Source organism: Paludibacterium sp., from assembly GCF_019232825.1.
Lineage (GTDB): Bacteria > Pseudomonadota > Gammaproteobacteria > Burkholderiales > Chromobacteriaceae > Paludibacterium.
This window is the reverse complement of record NZ_JAFAND010000023.1, coordinates 27,773-46,306: the sequence shown is the minus strand read 5'-3', so window position 1 is coordinate 46,306 and position 18,534 is coordinate 27,773. Positions and strand designations below refer to the sequence as shown.

At 63.2% G+C, this 18,534-nt stretch carries 15 protein-coding genes; 6 read left to right on the top strand and 9 right to left on the bottom strand.

Annotated features, from left to right (window positions below; genetic code table 11):
* Positions 1–208 precede the first annotated feature (208 nt).
* On the bottom strand, positions 209–1,492 hold the full coding sequence (locus tag JOZ06_RS02125; protein WP_293228186.1) for an FAD-binding oxidoreductase: 1,284 nt from the start codon (positions 1,490–1,492) through the stop codon (positions 209–211).
* 185 nt (positions 1,493–1,677) lie between these two features.
* Positions 1,678–2,646: a LysR family transcriptional regulator gene (locus tag JOZ06_RS02120; protein WP_293228185.1), complete on the bottom strand. Its 969-nt coding sequence runs from the start codon at positions 2,644–2,646 to the stop codon at positions 1,678–1,680.
* Between the two features lie 539 nt (positions 2,647–3,185).
* Between JOZ06_RS02120 and JOZ06_RS02115 the strand changes: the two genes are divergently transcribed.
* Positions 3,186–3,917, top strand: coding sequence for a LuxR family transcriptional regulator (locus tag JOZ06_RS02115; RefSeq protein WP_293228183.1), 732 nt, complete (start codon positions 3,186–3,188; stop codon positions 3,915–3,917).
* On the opposite strand, the gene JOZ06_RS02110 is transcribed toward JOZ06_RS02115, so the two are convergent.
* Positions 3,838–4,494 carry an acyl-homoserine-lactone synthase gene (locus JOZ06_RS02110; protein ID WP_293228182.1) on the bottom strand — a complete coding sequence of 219 codons (657 nt, stop codon included), beginning with the start codon at positions 4,492–4,494 and terminating at the stop codon, positions 3,838–3,840. The two genes, JOZ06_RS02115 and JOZ06_RS02110, sit on opposite strands and share 80 nt — an antisense overlap.
* A 297-nt stretch (positions 4,495–4,791) precedes the next feature.
* Between JOZ06_RS02110 and JOZ06_RS02105 the strand changes: the two genes are divergently transcribed.
* The 5 genes from JOZ06_RS02105 to JOZ06_RS02085 all read left to right on the top strand — a co-directional run bounded on the left by JOZ06_RS02105 (position 4,792) and on the right by JOZ06_RS02085 (position 10,505).
* Positions 4,792–5,973 carry a nitronate monooxygenase family protein gene (locus JOZ06_RS02105; RefSeq protein ID WP_293228181.1) on the top strand — a complete coding sequence of 394 codons (1,182 nt, stop codon included), beginning with the start codon at positions 4,792–4,794 and terminating at the stop codon, positions 5,971–5,973.
* A 103-nt stretch (positions 5,974–6,076) separates the two neighbouring features.
* Positions 6,077–7,432 carry an aldehyde dehydrogenase family protein gene (locus JOZ06_RS02100; RefSeq protein WP_293228180.1) on the top strand — a complete coding sequence of 452 codons (1,356 nt, stop codon included), beginning with the start codon at positions 6,077–6,079 and terminating at the stop codon, positions 7,430–7,432.
* 4 nt (positions 7,433–7,436) lie between these two features.
* Positions 7,437–7,634, top strand: a complete 198-nt coding sequence (locus JOZ06_RS02095; RefSeq protein WP_293228178.1) for a DUF485 domain-containing protein — start codon at positions 7,437–7,439, stop codon at positions 7,632–7,634.
* Positions 7,631–9,103: a sodium/solute symporter gene (locus JOZ06_RS02090; RefSeq protein ID WP_293228176.1), complete on the top strand. Its 1,473-nt coding sequence runs from the start codon at positions 7,631–7,633 to the stop codon at positions 9,101–9,103. The genes JOZ06_RS02095 and JOZ06_RS02090 overlap by 4 nt, the downstream gene beginning before the upstream one ends.
* Positions 9,104–9,113: 10 nt before the next feature.
* The gene (locus JOZ06_RS02085; RefSeq protein ID WP_293228174.1) at positions 9,114–10,505 is read left to right on the top strand and encodes an FAD-binding oxidoreductase; all 1,392 of its coding nucleotides are present in this window, start codon (positions 9,114–9,116) and stop codon (positions 10,503–10,505) included.
* 139 nt (positions 10,506–10,644) lie between these two features.
* Here JOZ06_RS02085 and JOZ06_RS02080 read toward each other — a convergent pair whose 3' ends face one another.
* The 6 genes from JOZ06_RS02080 to JOZ06_RS02055 form a co-directional block, all read right to left on the bottom strand.
* Positions 10,645–12,531, bottom strand: a complete 1,887-nt coding sequence (locus JOZ06_RS02080) for a methyl-accepting chemotaxis protein (protein WP_293228173.1) — start codon at positions 12,529–12,531, stop codon at positions 10,645–10,647.
* A gap of 380 nt (positions 12,532–12,911) precedes the next feature.
* The gene (locus JOZ06_RS02075) at positions 12,912–14,546 is read right to left on the bottom strand and encodes a 3-(methylthio)propionyl-CoA ligase (protein WP_293228172.1); all 1,635 of its coding nucleotides are present in this window, start codon (positions 14,544–14,546) and stop codon (positions 12,912–12,914) included.
* A 102-nt stretch (positions 14,547–14,648) separates the two neighbouring features.
* Positions 14,649–15,170 carry a response regulator gene (locus tag JOZ06_RS02070; RefSeq protein ID WP_293228171.1) on the bottom strand — a complete coding sequence of 174 codons (522 nt, stop codon included), beginning with the start codon at positions 15,168–15,170 and terminating at the stop codon, positions 14,649–14,651.
* A complete protein-coding gene (locus tag JOZ06_RS02065; protein ID WP_293228169.1) occupies positions 15,167–16,423 on the bottom strand; it encodes an ATP-binding protein in 1,257 nt (418 codons plus the stop codon). The genes JOZ06_RS02070 and JOZ06_RS02065 overlap by 4 nt, the downstream gene beginning before the upstream one ends.
* A gap of 68 nt (positions 16,424–16,491) precedes the next feature.
* Positions 16,492–17,832 carry an ATP-binding protein gene (locus JOZ06_RS02060; protein ID WP_293228167.1) on the bottom strand — a complete coding sequence of 447 codons (1,341 nt, stop codon included), beginning with the start codon at positions 17,830–17,832 and terminating at the stop codon, positions 16,492–16,494.
* Positions 17,829–18,491, bottom strand: coding sequence for a response regulator (locus tag JOZ06_RS02055; protein WP_293228165.1), 663 nt, complete (start codon positions 18,489–18,491; stop codon positions 17,829–17,831). The genes JOZ06_RS02060 and JOZ06_RS02055 overlap by 4 nt, the downstream gene beginning before the upstream one ends.
* Between the last annotated feature and the right edge of the window lie 43 nt (positions 18,492–18,534).

Here is an 18,534-nt window from a genome sequence, read left to right as displayed (position 1 = left end):
TCGATGCCGGTCGATGCCCAGTCGTCGTGGTTATACCTGAAAAACGCCGCGCGCCTGCGCGAGGTGGCGGGATGCTTGGTGTTGACCGCCGATTAACACCCTAACCTGGAGGCGGGGAGCGAACGCTCCCCGAACCCGGTGTCACCGTGCGTTGAAACGTGCGTTGCTGCGCGAACGCACGCTACATTCGACTCCCCACTCCCTACCTTCACATTCCCAGCCGGTCGCGCAAGCCGTAATACCACGCGCCCATCGTCAGCATCGGGACCCGGAAGACTCGCCCGCCGGGGAAATTGTGATGCGGCAGCCCGGCAAAGACGTCCAGCCGCCGGCTCTCGCCACGGATGGCTTCGGCCAGCATCACCCCAGCCAAGTGCGTATAGGTGACGCCGTGGCCGCTGCATCCTTGCGAATAGTAGATGTTGCGGCCGATACGGCCGGCTTGCGGCAAACGCGACAGCGTCAGCAGGAAGTTGCCGGTCCAGGTGTAATCGACGCGCACGTTGGCCAATTGCGGAAAGGTCTTCTTCAGGTTGGCGCGGATTTGCGCCTCGATGACGGCGCTATCGCGCGCGCCGTAGACCGTGCCGCCGCCATAAAGCAAGCGCCGGTCCGCGCTCAGCCGGTAATAGTCCAGCATGTAATTGCAATCCTCCACACAGTGGTCGCCGGGCAGCAGCTGCCGCGCCACGGCCTCGGGCAACGGTTCGGTGGCGAGGATTTGCGTGCCGCAGGGCAGGCTTCGCTCCGCCAGCATTGGCACCAGATTGCCAAGATAGGCATTGCCCGCCACCACCACGAACTCGGCCCGCACTTGCCCGCCCGCGGTATGGACCACGGCCGGCACGCCTTGTTCGATGCGGGTCACGGCGGACTGTTCGAAGAGACGGCCGCCGAGCGTCTCGAATGCGGCGGCCTCGCCCAGTGCTAGATTCAACGGATGAATGTGCCCGCCCCACTGGTCCAGTAATGCGCCGACATAGCGCTCGCTGCCGATGTATTGCGGCAGCGCGCCGGCATCGATCAGCGTCAGGCCGGTATGCCCATAGCGTTCCCACAGCGCTTTCTTCTCCGCCAGCTCGTCCAGCTGCTTGGACGTCATCGCCGCGAAAATATTGCCGGGTTTCAGGTCGCAGGCGATACCGTACTTGGCGACACGCTCGCGAATGATGCGGCCGCCCTCGAATGCCAGCGCGCCCATCGCGGTCGCTTTGTCGTGGCCATAGCGGCGCTCGATCACATCCAGATCGCGGCTGTAGCTGTTGACGATCTGCCCGCCGTTTCGCCCCGAGGCGCCGAAACCGACCCGCGCCGATTCCAGCACGATCACCGATAACCCGGCCTCCGCCAGCGCCAGCGCCGCCGACAATCCGGTGTACCCGGCGCCGATGATACAGACGTCGCATTGATGGGCGCCTTCCAGCACCGGCCGTGCCACGGCGCCATTGGCCGACGCGGCGTAATAGGAAGCGGGATATTGTTGCTCGCTCATAGTCTCCCCTTTCGGCTGATCTTGCCGATTAAAATATTCATATGGCGTTTAATATTCTTAACAAATCGGCGGCGACTTGGCTAGCGCGACGTATCAAGCCGACACGCAATGAGGCCAAAATCAGACAGATTGCAGGCAAAGAAAAACCCGGCATATCGCTATGCCGGGTTTTCGGGAAACGACGCTTAGACGCCGGCCTGTTGCCGCAGCGCGGAACGCTTGGCGGTGAGGTCCACCCCCGGTAAATCGGCAATGATATCGGGATGGTCCGACAGCTTTTCGACGATGAAGTCGACGAACACCCGGGTCCGCGGCGCGATGTGATCGCGGTGCGGGAAGCAAATGTAAATCGAGCGCTCGAGCGAGACCATGTCGGTCAACACGGCTTCCAGCTCGCCGGTGCGGATGTAATGCACCACTTCATGCCCCGGCAGTTGCGCCACGCCCATGCCGAGCCGTGCCAATTCGCACACCGCTTCCATTTCATTGAGCGTATAGGTACCGGTCACTTCCAGCGGGATGCGCTCGCCGTCACGGTCGAACTCCCATTTGAACAACCGGCCAGAGGTCGGAAACTGGAAGTTGATGCAATCGTGGTTGGCCAAATCCTCCGGCTTCTCCGGCCGGCCGAAACGCTGCCAATACGTCGGCGACGCCACGACATAGAGCGGCATCTGCGCCAAATTGCGCGCCACCATGCGCGAATCCGGCATCATGCCGGTGCGCACGCCGACGTCGTAGCCATCCTCCACCAAATCGCTGAAGTGATCATCCAGACCGAAAAAGACCTTGATCTTGGGATACAGATCGCAGAACTCTTCCATCAGCGGCAGAATGAAGCGACGGCCAAACGAATTGGGCATGCTCACCCGCAGGTGACCGGCAGGCTCGTCACGGCTGGCTTTGAGTTGGTTGATGGCCGAATCGAGGTTGTTGACCGGGCCGCGGCATTGCGCGTAGAACCGGCGCCCGTCCTCGGTCAGGGTCAATTGGCGTGTCGTACGGTTGAACAGGCGGACTTCCAGTTCCTGTTCCAGGCGGGCGATGCTTTGGCTAATCGCAGCCGGCGACACACCCAACTTGCGTGCCGCGTCTGAAAAACTGCCGTTCTCGGCAGTGGTCATGAAGACCATCAAGGCTTTCAGCGTGTCCATAACTCAGCGATGGATTGAGCCCGCGGCAACTCGATGACAACGAAATTGCGAGAGGCATAATTAAATGGATTTTCTTAAAAAAGGTTACACCAATATTTGTAGTTATTAAAGTAAAAATTAACAGTAAAAATACGTATTTTCTTACCTAACAGGTGGATCTGCGCGGCTCTCAGCTGTGAAACAATAGCGCCCAAGGCATGCCAAGAAAACACCGTCAGTCAAGGGGCTTGCACGGCAGCGACGCCCTCCCCGGGCGGCCATGGCCCACCGCCGCGAAGCCTGACGCTTTCAGGCCGCGCGCGCACCTGCACCACCTGCCAGCAGGCGCATTTCGGCACTCGTGTTAATCACGGGTTTAACTGATCTAAAAGCCGGGAGAAAATACGCATGGGAAGACAGATTGTCACAGCGCAGGCTGTAGGCCTCTGCTATGATTTTTGTACTCAACCCTTTATCAGCGCTTATCACCACTCATGACATCTGTACACACACTCAATACAAGACCGTTACCCGGGGATCTGCCGGCTGACAGGCTATGGATGCTCCTGGAGTGGATCCATGCTCTCGGCCACATCGAGGATGAGCAGAGCCTGAAACACTTTCTCGATCTGATGCAACATCAGATACCGTCCGAGCACATGGTGCTGGCGCTCGGACGGCTGAACGCGCAGCAGCACATGCAGAAAGTCGAAAAGCTGATCGACGTCAGCTACCCGCTCGGCTGGCTCGACCATTACATGCAAGACAATCTCGCCAATTGCGACCCCATCTTGCATCACCCGATGGGGTCCGCACCGATTTTCTGGCAGGATTCGTTTTCCGTCGCCCGCAGTCCGCTGGCCAAGCGATTCATCGCCGAAGCCGCCTCGGTGGGGCTCGGCACCGGCGTCACGTTCAGCTCGGCTTCCACGCGCCAGAACATGGCCTGCGTGATCTCCGTCACCGGCGATGAAATCACGCGCGACACCCAGTTGGTGGAAATGCTCAATTGCCTGGTGCCCCACCTGCACCAGGCGATGACGCGCGTCACCAACCTGGCGCCGATGTCGGCCAACGCCATGCTGCTTTCCAATCGCGAGTACGACATCTTCCACTGGATGAGCCGAGGGAAGACCAACTGGGAAATCGCCACGATCCTGGATATCAGCGAGCGTACGGTGAAATTTCATGTTGCCAATATCATCCGCAAGCTCAATGCCAATAACCGGACGCATGCGATTGTGCTTGGATTGCAACAGGGTATTCGACCGCCTGTCGCAGCCAACGGATAAATTCCGGCTTGGCATGGCGCCAGTCGAAGTAGGCGGCTTGGGACACCACGCCGCCGTCTAGCGGTTTGGCTTCGCCGATCGGAAAAATCGGAAACCCCATCCGTGCCAGCCGGCGGTAGAACGGCGGTTCGACCACGAAATACATCCAGCGCACATGGTTGAGTTCAGCCCAGCGGTATAAACAGTGGTACAGCAGCATGGCCGCCGGCTCGAGCCGCCGGCCACGCTGATCGGCCTCGACGGCAAAACGCGTCACCTCCGCGCAATCCGCGCCCTTGCGCAAAGACCACCCTGCCGGCAACAGTGCGGAAAACTCCTTTTCGATCATGAAACGCTGATGCCCGGGCGTCATCCGCACCGAGCCGACGACGCGCTGATTGACGAAGACCCCCAAATTCTCGGAAAAACCGTCGTATTCGTCCCGGTCCAAGCCGTCGACCGACACCGGCACCCACCGCAGCTCCTCGCGAAAAATCCGGTGACGGAAGCGCAACAGCGCTGTTTCTTTCCGCCCGCCGCGCACCTGCTCCAGACGGTAACCCTCTTTACTGGCCAGTACAGACAGATCTTTCACCATTTTCTTATCCCCATTTCAGATTTAACGGAAAAACCGAACTCTAAAAGGGAGGAAAAATTCTGATCATCTGTCCTTTGTGCCAGCACGTTTCTGCCGGCATTCCGACGAAAAAAACGTTATAATCAAGCCTTTATGTCTGCGAATCTCTCAGCGCCCAACAGACGCCCATCCTGCCGGGCCGTTGCGGCGTGAACGCGACTTTTCCTTGAGATTCATCAATCTAGTGAGTCCGAAACTTCGAGTGTGGCGCTTTTTGCTGTAGACTTAGTGTTTTTGCTCGACGCAGGGTTTGATCCCATGAAACATGCATTCTCCCCGCTGGTCATCCGCGGCCGCTCCTTGTTGCCCATCGTGCAAGGCGGCATGGGGGTCGGCATCTCCGCCAAAAGCCTCGCCGGTAGCGTGGCGCACGAAGGCGGTGTCGGCACGGTCGCGAGTGTCGACCTGCGGCATCTGCATGAAGATTTGATGGCTCGCTCGGCACAAGCCCACGGCCAAGCCGAACTGGATCAATTGAACCTGATCGCCCTGGATCGCGAGGTCAAAGGCGCACTGGAACGTGCCGACGGCAATGGCATGGTCGCCGTGAACGTGATGAAGGCGGTCGATTCGCACGCCGCCTACGTGCGTCAAGCCTGCGAATCGGGCGCGCACGCCGTGGTCATGGGCGCGGGCCTGCCGCTCGATCTGCCGGAAATGGCGGCCGAGCATCCCGATGTGGCGTTGATCCCGATCCTGTCCGAGTCGCGCGGCATCGGCATCGTACTCAAGCGCTGGATGAAAAAGAACCGGCTGCCCGACGCCATCGTCATTGAGCACCCCAATCATGCGGGCGGACACCTGGGCGCGGCGCACATCCAAAACCTGGGCGAGGAGCGTTTCGAATTCCGCCGTGTACTGGAAGAGACCTTCGAACTCTTCCGCACGCTGGGACTGGAGCGCGAACGTATTCCGTTGATCGTCGCCGGCGGCGTCAACAGCTTTGAAAAAGTGTGCACGTTCATTTCCGAACTCGGCGCCGCGGCCGTGCAAGTCGGCACCGCCTTTGCCGTGACGCGCGAAGGCGACGCGCACGACAACTTCAAGCGCACCCTGGCCGAAGCGCGGCCGGAAGACATCACCGAGTTCATGAGCGTGGCCGGCCTGCCGGCGCGCGGCGTGCTCACACCGTTCCTCAAGAGCTACCTGAGCCGCGAAGCCAAGCTGCAGGCCAATGCCAAAGCCGATCCGCGCCGCTGCACCCAGGGGCTCAACTGCTTGAGCGTGTGTGGCTTGCGCGACGGCTTGTCCAAAGTGGGCCAGTTCTGCATCGACCTGAAGTTGGCCGCGGCCTTCCGTGGCGAAGTCAGCAAGGGGCTATTCTTCCGCGGCGCCGAGCCGTTGCCGTTCGGATCGGCGATGCGCAGCGTGCGCGAAACCATCGACTACCTGCTGACCGGCGTCATGCCGCCTGACCTGGAGAGCAAGCCGGTCTTGTAGCCACGTCACCGTCCCGTCCATTCACGACGCCTCGCTGCTGTCCGGCAGCGGGGCTTTTTGTTAAAGTGGACTATTGCTCCCAACTAACAAAGCCACATAGGCTATGACAGCATTTACGTCCTGCAATCCCGCCAGCGGCGAAGTCGTCTTCACCCGCGCCGCTTGGACGCCGGAACACCTGCCGGCCTGCGTCGACCGCTTGCGCCATGCGCGTCAAGACTGGGCGCGACTCGACACCGAAGCCCGCGCAGCGCGCATGATGCGGCTCGCCGACACGCTGATGGCGCACCGCCGGTCCTTGGCCGATCTGGTGACGCTGGAAGTCGGCAAGCGCACCGCCGAATGCCTGGCGGAAATCGACAAATCGGAAAAATTGATCCGCTATTACGCGAGCCTGGCCCCCAGCCTGCTGCAGCCGCTGGCGATTCCGACCCATGGCAGCCGCAGCGGTGTGGCGTTCGAGCCGCTCGGCACCGTGCTCGCCATCATGCCGTGGAATTATCCGATCTGGCAGGTGCTGCGTTTCGCCGTGCCGGCGCTGATGGCCGGCAATGCCTGTCTGGTGAAACCGGCGCCGGTGGTGCCGCAATGCACGCAGTTGCTGCTCGATTGCGTACGCCAGGCAGGACTCGACGTGCTGGATATCGCCTGGATCGATCATGACCAGGTGGAAGAGGCCATCCGCCTGTCAGACGCCATGGCTTTCACCGGTTCGACCGCCACCGGCCGCCATCTGGCCGAGCTGGCCGGCCGGCACCTGAAAAAGACCGTGCTAGAATTAGGCGGCAGCAATCCGTTCATCGTCCTGGCCGACGCCGACGTCGACGCCGCGGCGCGCGAAGCCGCGCATTCGCGCTTTCGCGACGCCGGCCAATCGTGCAACGCGGCCAAGCGCATGATTGTGGTGCCGGAGATCGCAGAGCGTTTCATCGAGCTGTTCGTGGCCGAAGCCGCGGCCCTGCGTCCCGGCGCGCCGACCGACCCGGCCACTACGCTCTCGCCGCTGACGCGCGACGATCTGCGCGCGGCATTACACCATCAGGTGCAGGACGCCGTGGCCAATGGCGCGACGCTGCGCTTGGGCGGTACGCTGCCGGCAGGCCCCGGTTTCTTCTATCCGGCCACGGTGCTGGACCACGTCAGCCCGCGCTGCCGCGTCTATCGCGAGGAAGTGTTCGGTCCCGTGGCCAGCATCCTGCGCGCCCGCGACGAGCAGGACGCGATCCGGCTCGCCAACGATACCCCGTTCGGCCTCGGCGCCACGATCTACAGCGCCGATACCGAGCGCGCCTGGACATTGGCGCGCCAGATTCAGGCCGGCAGCGTGTTCATCAACCGCCATACCAGCTCCGATCTGCGGCTGCCGTTCGGCGGGGTCAAGGATTCGGGCTACGGCCGCGAATTATCTGAATTCGGCCTATACGAATTCGTCAACGTCAAAACCTATTGGCAAAAATAAACGCATGAAGTGGTTGCTTGTCCTGCTGTTGCTGCCGATCGCCGCCTACTATGGCGTAGTGGCGTTTTTCCCTGCCTGGCTCGACCTGCCCTGCGGCCCGCTGCCCCTGTCGTTGCCGCTGGCGCTTGGTCTGATCTGGCTTGGCTTTATCGTCACGCTGCTTTACGTCCGTCAGGCCAGTCGGCGCGAGGGGCGGCCATGAATCTGGCGCAATGCGCGGTTCTGACACTCTTGGCGTTCAGTCTGGCGCTGACGCTGTGGGCGGCGCGGCGCACGCGCTCGCGCGCCGACTTCTACGCCGCCTCGGGGCGCATCAGCGCCTGGCAGAACGGGCTTGCGCTAGCGGGCGATTACCTGTCCGCCGCCGCCTTTCTCGGCGCGGCGGGGCTCTTTATGCGCCAAGGCTACGATTCGCTGATCTACGCTGTCGGCACGCTGGCCGGCTGGCCGCTGTTGTTGCTGCTGTTCGCCGAGAAGCTGCGCGAGCGCGGCCGTTTCACCTTGGGCGACATCCTGACCAGCCGCTTCGATACGTCCTCGGTACGCGCGCTGTCAACCATCAGTTCACTGCTGATCGTTCTATTCTATCTGGTGGTGCAGTTGATCGGCGCCGGCAAGCTCCTTGGCCTATTGTTCGGCTTGCCTTATCTGCCCGCCGTGCTGCTGGCGGGGCTGCTCGCCATCGTGTACGTCGCGTTGGGCGGCATGCTGGCCACCACCTGGGTGCAGATCGCCAAAGCCTGCCTGATGCTGATCTGCGGCTTGGTGCTGGCGGCCGGCGTGTGGCTGAAGAGCGGCGCGAGCCTGCCCGCGCTGATCGCCCACGCGGAAGCGCTGCATCCGGCCGGCCACGGGGTATGGCTGCCAAGCAAGGCGATGCATAACCCGTGGGAAGTGCTGTCGCTCGGCCTGGGGCTGGTGCTCGGTCTGCTGGGGCTGCCGCACGTGCTGATGCGCTTTTTCACCGTGCCGGACGCGCGTGCTGCGCGCGCCTCGGCCTGCTGGGCCACCGGCATCGTCGCCCTGTTCTTCACGCTGAACGTCGTCATCGGTATCGGCGCCATCGTCTTCGTCAGCCACGCGCCAGCTTTTCTCGACGTCCACGGCAAGTTGATCGGCGGGGACAACATGGCGGCGCTGCATCTGGCGCGCGCCATCGGCGGCACGGCGTTGCAGGACATCGTCGCCGCCGTGGTGTTCGCCACCATCATGGCCGTGATCGCCGGACTGACCGTGGCCGGGGCCAGCAGCCTCAGCCACGACCTGTACGCCGGCTTGTTGCGCCGAGGACAAACCAGCGAGGCCGGCGAACTGGCCGCCTCGCGCTGGTCGGTGATCGTGCTGGTTCTGCTGGCGGTAGGGCTCTCCACCTGGTTTCAGAACCAGAATATCGCCATCATGATGGGGCTTGCCTTCGGCATGGCCGCCAGCGGCCCGTTCCCGGTGCTGCTGTTGACGCTATTCTGGCCGGGTCTTACCGCCCGCGGCGCGGTCGCCGGCGGTCTGGCCGGCCTGTTGGGCGCCACGGCCTTGATCGTGGCCGGCCCGGCGGTATGGGTCGCGGTGCTCGGATTTGCCCACCCGCTGTTCCCGCTGGCCAACCCCGCGCTGTGCTCGGTGCCGCTGGCGTTCGTCACCGCCTGGGCGGTCTCCCGTTTCACCCGTCAGTGAGGAGTGCGCGATGTCCACCGAATTTCTGTCCACGTTGAGCAACCTCATCGGCGCGCGCCACGTGCTGCAAGCCCCTCTCGACATCGAGCCGTTTTGCGTGGATCTGCGCCAGCGCTATCTGGGCCAGCCGCTGGCGGTGGCGCTGCCCGGCACGCGCGCCGAAGTGGCCGAACTCGTGCGCCTGGCGCGTCAGTTTCATGTACCGCTGGTGCCGCAAGGCGGCAATACCTCGACCTGCGGCGCGGCCACGCCGGACGGCAGCGGCCGGGCGCTGGTGGTCGGCCTGCGCCGGCTTGACCGCACCATCGAAGTCGACGCAGCCAACAACAGCATGACGCTGGAGGCCGGCGTGACGCTGGCGCGCGCGCAGCAAATCGCCGAGTCGGCCGACCGGTTGTTTCCATTGTCGCTCGCCAGCGAGGGCAGCTGCCAGATCGGCGGCAACCTGGCGACCAACGCCGGTGGCCTGGCGGTATTGCGCTACGGCACCATGCGCGAGCTGACGCTCGGCTTGGAGGTGGTGCTGCCCGATGGCCGGGTGCTCAATCAACTGTCCGGGCTACGCAAGGACACCAGCGGCCTGGATCTCAAACAACTGTTCATCGGCTCGGAAGGCCAGCTGGGCCTGATCACCGCCGCCACGCTCAAACTGTTCGCCCGGCCGCGCGCGCGCGCCACCGCGCTGGTCGGCGTCGCCGATGCGCACACCGCCATCGATTGGCTCGGCGCCTTGCGCGAGCGTTTCGCCGACCGCCTGACCGCCTTCGAAATCATGTCGGCCGACTGCCTGGCCTTGCTGCGCGACTATCAAGGCGACAAAGTGCCGTTCATCGCGCCATGGACCTTGTTGATCGAGCTGTCCGACAGCGACGGCCAAGCGGCGCTGGAAGAAGCGCTGGTCGAATGGCTGTCGGCGCGCGACATGGAGGACGGCGTCATCGCGCAGAGCGAGAGCGAGCGCCTGGCGCTATGGCAATTGCGCGAAGATATGTCGGAAACGCAAAAGCGGCGCGGACCGAGCATCAAGCACGATATCGGCGTGCCTTCGAGCGCCATCCCGCGTTTCCTCGACGAGGCCGGCCAGGCATTGCGGACAGCCTTCCCCGGCTGCAGCATCATGGCTTTCGGCCACGCCGGCGACGGCAATCTGCACTACAACGTTTCGTTCACCCGCCCAGGCAACGTCGATCTGTTCGACGACGAAGCCGAGGTCAACCGCATCGTCTACGACATCGTCTACCGCCTGAACGGCACGCTGGCGGCCGAGCACGGCGTCGGCCAGCTCAAGACCCATTGGCTCGAAGCCTATAAAGACCCGCTGGCGCTGTCGTTGATGCGCTCGCTCAAGACCTTGCTCGACCCGGACAACCTGATGAACCCGGGCAAGTGGCTGGCGCCCTGAGGTATTTGGCGCAATGCCGCGCGTCGCGCGGCGATTGCGCCCTACGCAGTGGGAGGCGCATTCGCGTCGGATGCAACGCCGATCTTGATGGCACAAAAAAAGCCCGCGCAAGCGGGCTTCTACGTTCCAACGCGGCCGGTTACAGCTTGAAGCGGCCAAACGCGTCCTGCATTTGCTTGGCGGCGTTCGACAAGCGGCCCAGCTCGTCGCTGGCGCTTTGCAAACGGCCGTCGTTTTCCAGGATGCGGCTATTGATGTTCTCGGTGCTCTGCGCGATCAGCGTCGAGGCGTTGTGCTGCTCGTTGGTCGAGTGGGCAATTTCATGCATCTTGTCCACCACCTTGTCCATCGCCGAGCGGATCACGCCGATGCCCTCGACCGCGTCGCGCGTCAACTGCACGCCTTCGTCCACCGAGCTGATAGTCTGGTTCATGTCGCTGACCGCGCGGCTGGTTCCCTGACGGATGGCATCGACCATACCGGCGATTTCCTGAGTCGCGCCGCCGGTGCGTTCGGCCAGCTTACGCACTTCGTCGGCCACCACGGCGAAGCCTCGGCCCATCTCGCCGGCGCGCGCCGCTTCGATGGCGGCGTTCAACGCCAGCAGGTTGGTCTGGTCGGCGATGTCGCGGATCACGTTGGTGATGCCGCTGATCTCTTCCGAGCGCTTATCGAGCGCAGTCAGCATGGTCTCCAGACCGCGCACCGAATTGACCGTGCCCTCCATGCCGGACGACAAGCGGCTGATGCTGGCGGCGCTCTCGCCCAGGCGGCGTTCGGTTTCGTTGACCAGCTGGTCCGCCTGATGCGCGCTTTCGGCGATGTGCGAGATGCTGACGGTGATCTCTTCCAGCGTGGCGGCATTGGACGACGACACGTCGGACATTTCACGCGAACTGCTGGCGACGCCGCCAACCAATTGGCCGACCTGGGTCACGCCGCCGATCAGCGACGAGGCGTCATTGCGCAACAAGCTGAACATATTCTGCAGCCGCGCCACGAATTGGTTGAACGCGTGCGCGGTTTCGACGATTTCCGCCGCGCCGGTTTCTTCCAGGCGCAGGGTCAAGTCGCCCTCGCCCTTGGAGACTTCGACCATGGCGTTCTTCAACACCATCAGACCGCCGAACATGCGCGCGATCACGTAGCTCGCCACCGGCACCATCAGGATCAGCACCAGGATGCCCAGGCCGAGCATCGTGTAGAGCAGCGTGTGCAGCGGCGCCAGCACTTGCGCCTTATCCATCGCCGCGCAGATGTACCAGTCGGTGCCCGGCACCGGCACGGCCTGCCACAGCACGTCGGTGCCGTCGATGGTCGCGTTCTGCACCGGGTCGACCTTGGCGACGCGGTCGACTTCTTCCGGCGTCAACGCCGGGGCGATGCTGGTCAGCGGCTTCATGGTCAGCGCCGCCTTCGGGTGGCCGATCAGATTGCCGTTGTGGTTGACGATGAACATATAGCCGCCGGAACGGATCTTGGCGTTCAAGACCGTCTTCACCAGGTCCTCGACGAACACGTCGCCGCCGACGACGCCGGCAAACTTGCCATTGGTGGTGAACGGCACGCCGATCGTCATCACCATCTTCTTGGTTTCGGAGTCGATGTACGGCTCGGTCAGCGTGATGCGGTTATTGGCCTTGGTCTGCGAGTACCACGGCCGGTCGGCGGCCTTGTAGTCGGCCGGAGGCTGCCAGTTGTCGTTGAAGATCGGCTTGCGCCCGTCCTCGAAGCCGGCGTACACGCCGCCGCCGAAGTGCCCGCCCGCGGCGGTTTGCGCCAAAAACGGAATCGCGTCGGGGCGGTTGATGTTGGTTACCTGCGCCGATACCAGACTGACCTTGCTGTCGATCCAGTTGGCGACCACCGTCTGCTCGCCGTACAGCAAGGCGTTGAATTCCTTATCCACGTTGGACAGGATTTCGCTGCGCATCTGCACGTAGGTAATGGAAACCAGCACGAGGCCGAAAATGGCCAGCATGAAGGCATTGAAGACGATAAGTCGGCTTCTTAGTGATTTCAGCATGAAATGTCAGTCCTCTGGAAAGGTGCGGCGATGCGCACGGCGCGCACGCGCCGACCGCATCATAGTGACTCAAACCGTAAGGATAACATTTAACTGTCAATTACTAATACGACATAAATCACAGAAATTTGATTTAAGCAAAATGCGGCTAGTTTTTTCGCGGCAAGGAGAAAAGGCCCCCCACCGCTCTCGCGGCAGGGGTCAACACGAGGAAGAAGCATCTTGCGATGCTTCGAGGGGCTAACATCACAACAGCTTCTCAGCCATTGTGAATTCAACGCGGCACGTGGCGTTGCCGCCGCGTGCCGTGGATGAATTTGCAAACAGCATTAATTTAGTGCAAAAACTCAAATATGTCCAACCATTCATCGTTACATGGTCTACTGATCATTCGGCCAGCGGTGATCGCGCAGCATCTCGCGCAGCTTCAGCTTTTGCAGCTTGCCGGTGGCGGTGTGCGGCAGTTCGTCGACAAACAGCACGTCGTCGGGAATCCACCACTTGGCCACCTTGCCTTGAAAGAATTGCAATAGTTCGTCCCGCGTTGCCTGCGTCCCCTGCTTGAGCACCACCACCATCACCGGCCGCTCGTCCCACTTCGGATGCGGCGCGGCGACGGCGGCGGTTTCGGCCACGGCCGGATGCCCCATCAGGATGTTTTCCAGCTCGATCGAGCTGATCCATTCGCCGCCGGACTTGATCACGTCCTTGGTGCGATCGGTGATGCGCATGTAGCCGTCGGCATCCAGCTTGGCCACGTCGCCGGTGTTGAACCACCCGTCATCGGTATGGCTGGCGTCCAGGTCGCGCTTGAAGTATCGCGACAGCACCCAGGGCCCGCGCACCTGCAGATTGCCGAAGGCCACGCCATCATGCGGCAGCGGCTCGCCGGCGCCGTCGACGATGCGCATCTCGACGCCGAACAGCGGCCGGCCTTGCGTCGCCTGCAGCTGCCGCATCAGGGCGGTGCCGCCGTGGCGATGCTTGAACTTGGGCGCGCTCATGGTGCCGCAGGGCGACATTTCGGTCATGCCCCACAACTGACGCAACTCTACGCCGTGCTCGGCCAAGTGTCCGGTCATCGAATCCGGCACCGCCGACCCGCCCACCACCACGCGCTTGAGGCCATGCAGGCGCAATCGGTTGGTTTCGCAATGCTGCAGCAGATTGAGCCACACTGTCGGCACGCCCGTGGCCATGGTGACCTCTTCCTCGACGATCAGCTGATGGATGCTGGCGCCGTCGAGCCGGTTGCCGGGCAACACCAGCTTGATGCCATTGAGCGCCGCGCTATAAGGCAGTCCCCAGCCGTTGACGTGAAACATCGGCACCACCGGCAGCACACAGCTGCCGGCGGATAGATCGAAGGCATCCGGCAAGGAGCTCGCCAAGGCGTGCAGGACCGTCGAGCGATGCGCGTACAGCACGCCTTTGGGATGGCCGGTGGTGCCGGAGGTGTAGCACAGCCCGCTCGCCGTGCGTTCGTCGAATTGCGGCCACGCGTAATGGTCGCTGTGGCTCGCGACCAGGTCCTCGTAACACAGCAGATTGGCGAGCGGGCTGTGCGCCGGCATTTGCGCGCGCGCGCCAAGCAAGATCCAGGTCCGCACATGCGGCAGCTCGGGCGCCAGCCGCTCCACCAACGGCAGGAAGTCGGCGTCGAACAACAGCGCGCGGTCCTCGGCATGGTCGACGATGTAACGAACCTGATCGGGGAATAAGCGGTGGTTGACCGTATGGCAGATCGCGCCGAGACCGGAAATGGCGTAATACGCTTCCAGATGGCGATAGGTATTCCAGGCCATGGTGCCGATGCATTCGCCCGGCTTCAGCCCCAACGTGCCGAGCGCGTTGGCCAATTGCCGCGCGCGGCGGGCGGCTTCGGCCCAGGTATAGCGGTGAATGCTGCCGTCACTGAGGCGGGAGACCACCTCCGTGTCGCCATGGTACTGCTCGGCATGCTTGATCAGGCTCGAGATCAGCAGCGGCTGATCCATCATCTGTCCGTATTGCATCGCTCTCCTTCTCCCCGGGTTGGTGGCGTTTTTCCGGCACGCCATGAAATAACCCTAGAACGAATAGAGTGATTGCTCAACGATAATTTTATGCTATTGGCATTATTCGCTAACCGGTTTTTTGGCCAGCATGCGCTGCAAGGTACGGCGATGCATGTTCAATGCGCGCGCCGTGGCGGAAATATTGCCGTCATGTTCGGCCAAGACGCGCTGCACATGCTCCCAGGTGAGCCGACGCACCGACATCGGCCTGGCGCTGACAGGCAATGCGGCATCGGGCTCGACTTGCAGGAAGGCCTGCAGGATTTCCTCGACCGATGCCGGCTTGGCCAAGTATTGCACCGCGCCGAGCTTGGTAGCCTCGACCGCGGTGGCGATGCTGGCGTAGCCGGTCAGCACCAGTACCGCGCTGCCAGGGCTTTGCCGGCGCAGCAAAGGCAGCAGCCGCAACCCGCTGTCGCCGCCCAAGTTCAGATCGAGCACGATGCGGTCGTACCCGCGCGGCAAGGCCAGCAGCGCTTCAGCCTCGCTTGCAGCCCGATCGGCCACGTAACCGCGCCGGGTCAGCGCCCGGGCCAGCACGCCGGCAAACACATCGTCGTCGTCGATCAACAGAAATCTCATGGCGGGCACGCTCTCAAAGGCAGGGTGATGCGCGCGTGCACGCCGCCGGCACGCCGGTTGTCGAGTGTCAGGCTGCCGCCCAGCCGCGCCAGCGTGGCATGCGACAGCATCACGCCCAGGCCCAGGCCGGCCGGCTTGCCCGACTGCAGTTGACCCAGCCCGGCCGCGTGCAGTTGGGCGTCACTCAAGCAGCCTTCTCGATTGACGATGTCCACCCGCAGCGTCCCCGCCTGGTAATGGGCGCCGATGCCGACTTGGCCGCCGCCGGCTTCGGCGGCGTTGTTGATCAGGTTGAACAGGGCCGGCCAGAAGGCCGCATCCAACACGACCCAGGGGTCTTGGCAATCGTAGGGCTGCCAGGACAAGGTGACGTCCGGACGTAGGGAGCGCCATCCTTCGAGCCGTTCGGTGATGGCGCTGAACAGTCGCACCGGCACGGCCCCGGTCTGCGCATTGGACTTCAACCGCGCGAGCGCGTCGCGGCAGACCCGCAGCTGACTTTGCATCAGCGCCAATTCGTCCGCCGCCAGCCCCGCAGGCTGCAGTTCGGCCCATTCGTCGGCCAGCAACGTCAGGGTATTTAAGGGCGTCGACAACGAATGCGCCGCCATGGCCGCCTGCATGCCGATGCCGACCAGTTGTTCGTCGCGCAGCTGACTTTCGCGCGCCACCGCCAACTCGCGTTCACGGTCGGCCAATTGCCGCGCCAGCCAGGATATGAAGCCCGTCATCAACAGCGCCGACAAGGCGAAAGTGAACCACATCCCCATCTGGTGGGCATGAAAGGCATAGGCGGCATCGGCGTCGGCCACCGGCCAAGGAAGATGCCAGACGAACAGCGCGCCATACACCGCCAGCGCCAGCGCCGACAGCCCCCAGGAAAACACCCCGGGGCTCAACAGGGCGGCAAACAACACCGGCGGCAGATAGAGCGAGGCCAGCGGGTTGGCGGCGCCGCCGCTGAACGCCAACACTTCGCTTAACGCCACCACGTCGGCCAACAGACCGATGCGAATCGACAACAGCGGCGCAACGCCGCGCCGTTTGAGCTGCGGCAGCACGGCGTTGATCAGCGCCAAGGTCGCCAACGCCTGACCGATGGGCAACCACGCCAGGCGCACCGGCACGGCGGCGGCAGCGGCGAGCAGCAACAGACACAAACCGAGCATGCCCCAGCGCAAGGCGGTCAGCCGCTGCTGGGCGCGTCCAAGGTCGATGCTCTCGCTGGAAAGGGAGGAAAATACTGTCGGCATAGAAGCGCTACTGTAACATTCCCCACCGTGCCGCAGCGGTAAATAACTTATTCAGAGGGTCCTTCGCGTCAGGCGGCATCCTGCGGCGTCAGCGCCGCGCGCAAGCCGTTGGGCGATCGGTTGCTCAGCGTCAAATGCAACCCATGCAGCTCGGCGATGCGTTCGACGATCGAGAGCCCCAGCCCGCTGCCGGGTTCGCGTTGGCCGGGCTCGCGCACGAAACGTTGCCGCACCTTCTCAAGCCAGGCGGCGTCAATGCCCGGCCCGTTGTCCTCCACCGCCAGACCGCCACGGTCGCATATCAGCTGCACGGCGGCCCCCGGCGGACTGTAGCGCAAGGCGTTTTCCAAGAGATTGCGCAACATCAGCGACAACAACGTGGCATCGCCCGAGAGCGGCAACACCTGGTTCGCCGGATCGTGCCACACGACCTGCAGCGAACAGCCGCGCCGCGCCGCCAGCGGCGCCACCTCGCGGCGCACGCCATCGACCAATGCCGCCCAGTCGATCGGTTGCGCGTTGGCCAGCCCCTGCAAAGGGTCAAGACGGGATAAGGCCAAAAGCTGATCCACCAACCGCGTGGCGCGTTCGATGCCGACAGTCAGGTTATCCAACGCATGCGTCATCACCTCGGGCTCGCGCGCCAATTGCGCCACCTCCGCCTGCACCCGCAGCGCGGCCAGCGGCGAGCGCAGCTCATGCGCGGCATCGGCGGTAAAGCGCCGCTCATGTTCGAGGTTCTGCTCGACCCGGGAGAACAATTGATTGAGCGCGGCGATCAGTGGCTGCGCCTCGGCCGGCACCGGATGATCGACCGGACTGAGATCGTCCGAACGCCGCCGCGCCAGCTCGCCCGCCAGCCGGCTCAGCGGCGCCAGGCCGCGGCGTACCGCCAGCACCAGCGCCAACAACAGCAGCGGCAACGGCAACAGCCACGCCCACAACTGACTGATCACCACTTTCAACGTGGCACGGTTGCGCGCTTTGACGCGCTGGCCCACCGCCACCACCCGTTCGCCATCCGTGGCGCGCAGAACATAAACGCGCCACTCGCCATGGTGCGTGCGGCGAAGAACAAAACCGCCCTCTCCAGGCGGCGGCTGCCAATCGGCGTCGATACCGTCGGCCCAGATCAGTTGGCCGTCACGGCGCCAAACGGCTTGCGCCAACGCGTCGCCATCCTCGTCGCCATCGACGTCGACATAACCGCGCATCGGCGGCCGCGCGTTCGCTTCGGCGCGCACGCTGGTCATCAACTGATGCGCCAGCATCTGCAGTTGCGCATCGTAGAGCTCGTTGATCTCCTCGCGAGTCTGGTAAAGCGCCACCACGGTCGACAACAGCCACATCATCGGCGCAATCAACAACAGCGCCACGACGATGCGACGCTGTAAGCTGACGCGGCTCACGCTTCGCTCCCCAGGGTATAGCCGATGCCGCGCACCGTGCGGATCAAATGCCGGCCCAGCTTTTTGCGCAAGTGATGAATGTGGACCTCGATGGCGTTGCTCTCCAGATCGTGGTCCCAGCTGTAGAGTTTCTCTTCGATCAACTCGCGCGGCAGCACCCGGCCCTTGTTGAGCAACAGCACTTCGAGAATGGCCAATTCCCGCGCGGTCAGCTCGACCGGGCGGTCGCACAAATAGGCGCAACGCGCAGCGGGGTCGAAGCTGACATCGCCATGCGTCAACAGATGACTGCTCAGCCCTTGGCTGCGGCGCAGCATCGCCCTGAGCCGCGCGGCCACCTCGATCAGCGCGAACGGTTTGATCAAATAATCGTCGGCGCCGGCATCAAGCCCGGCCACCCGGTCGTTGATGGCGTCGCGCGCCGTCAACACCAATACCGGCAGACTGTGGCCCTGGCGGCGCCACGCCGCCAACACCGTCATGCCATCACAGCCGGGCAACCCCAAGTCGAGCACGGCCCCGTCATACGGCGCGGCATCCATCGCATGCAACGCCTCCTTGCCGGAGATCAGCCAATCGACGGCGAAACCGAGCTGCGCGAGCCCCGCCTTGAGACCGTCGCCGATCAAGGGGTCATCCTCCACGACCAGAATGCGCATTGCCATTTCTCCTCACCGGTTGGGCAGCAAGCTTTGATGCTAC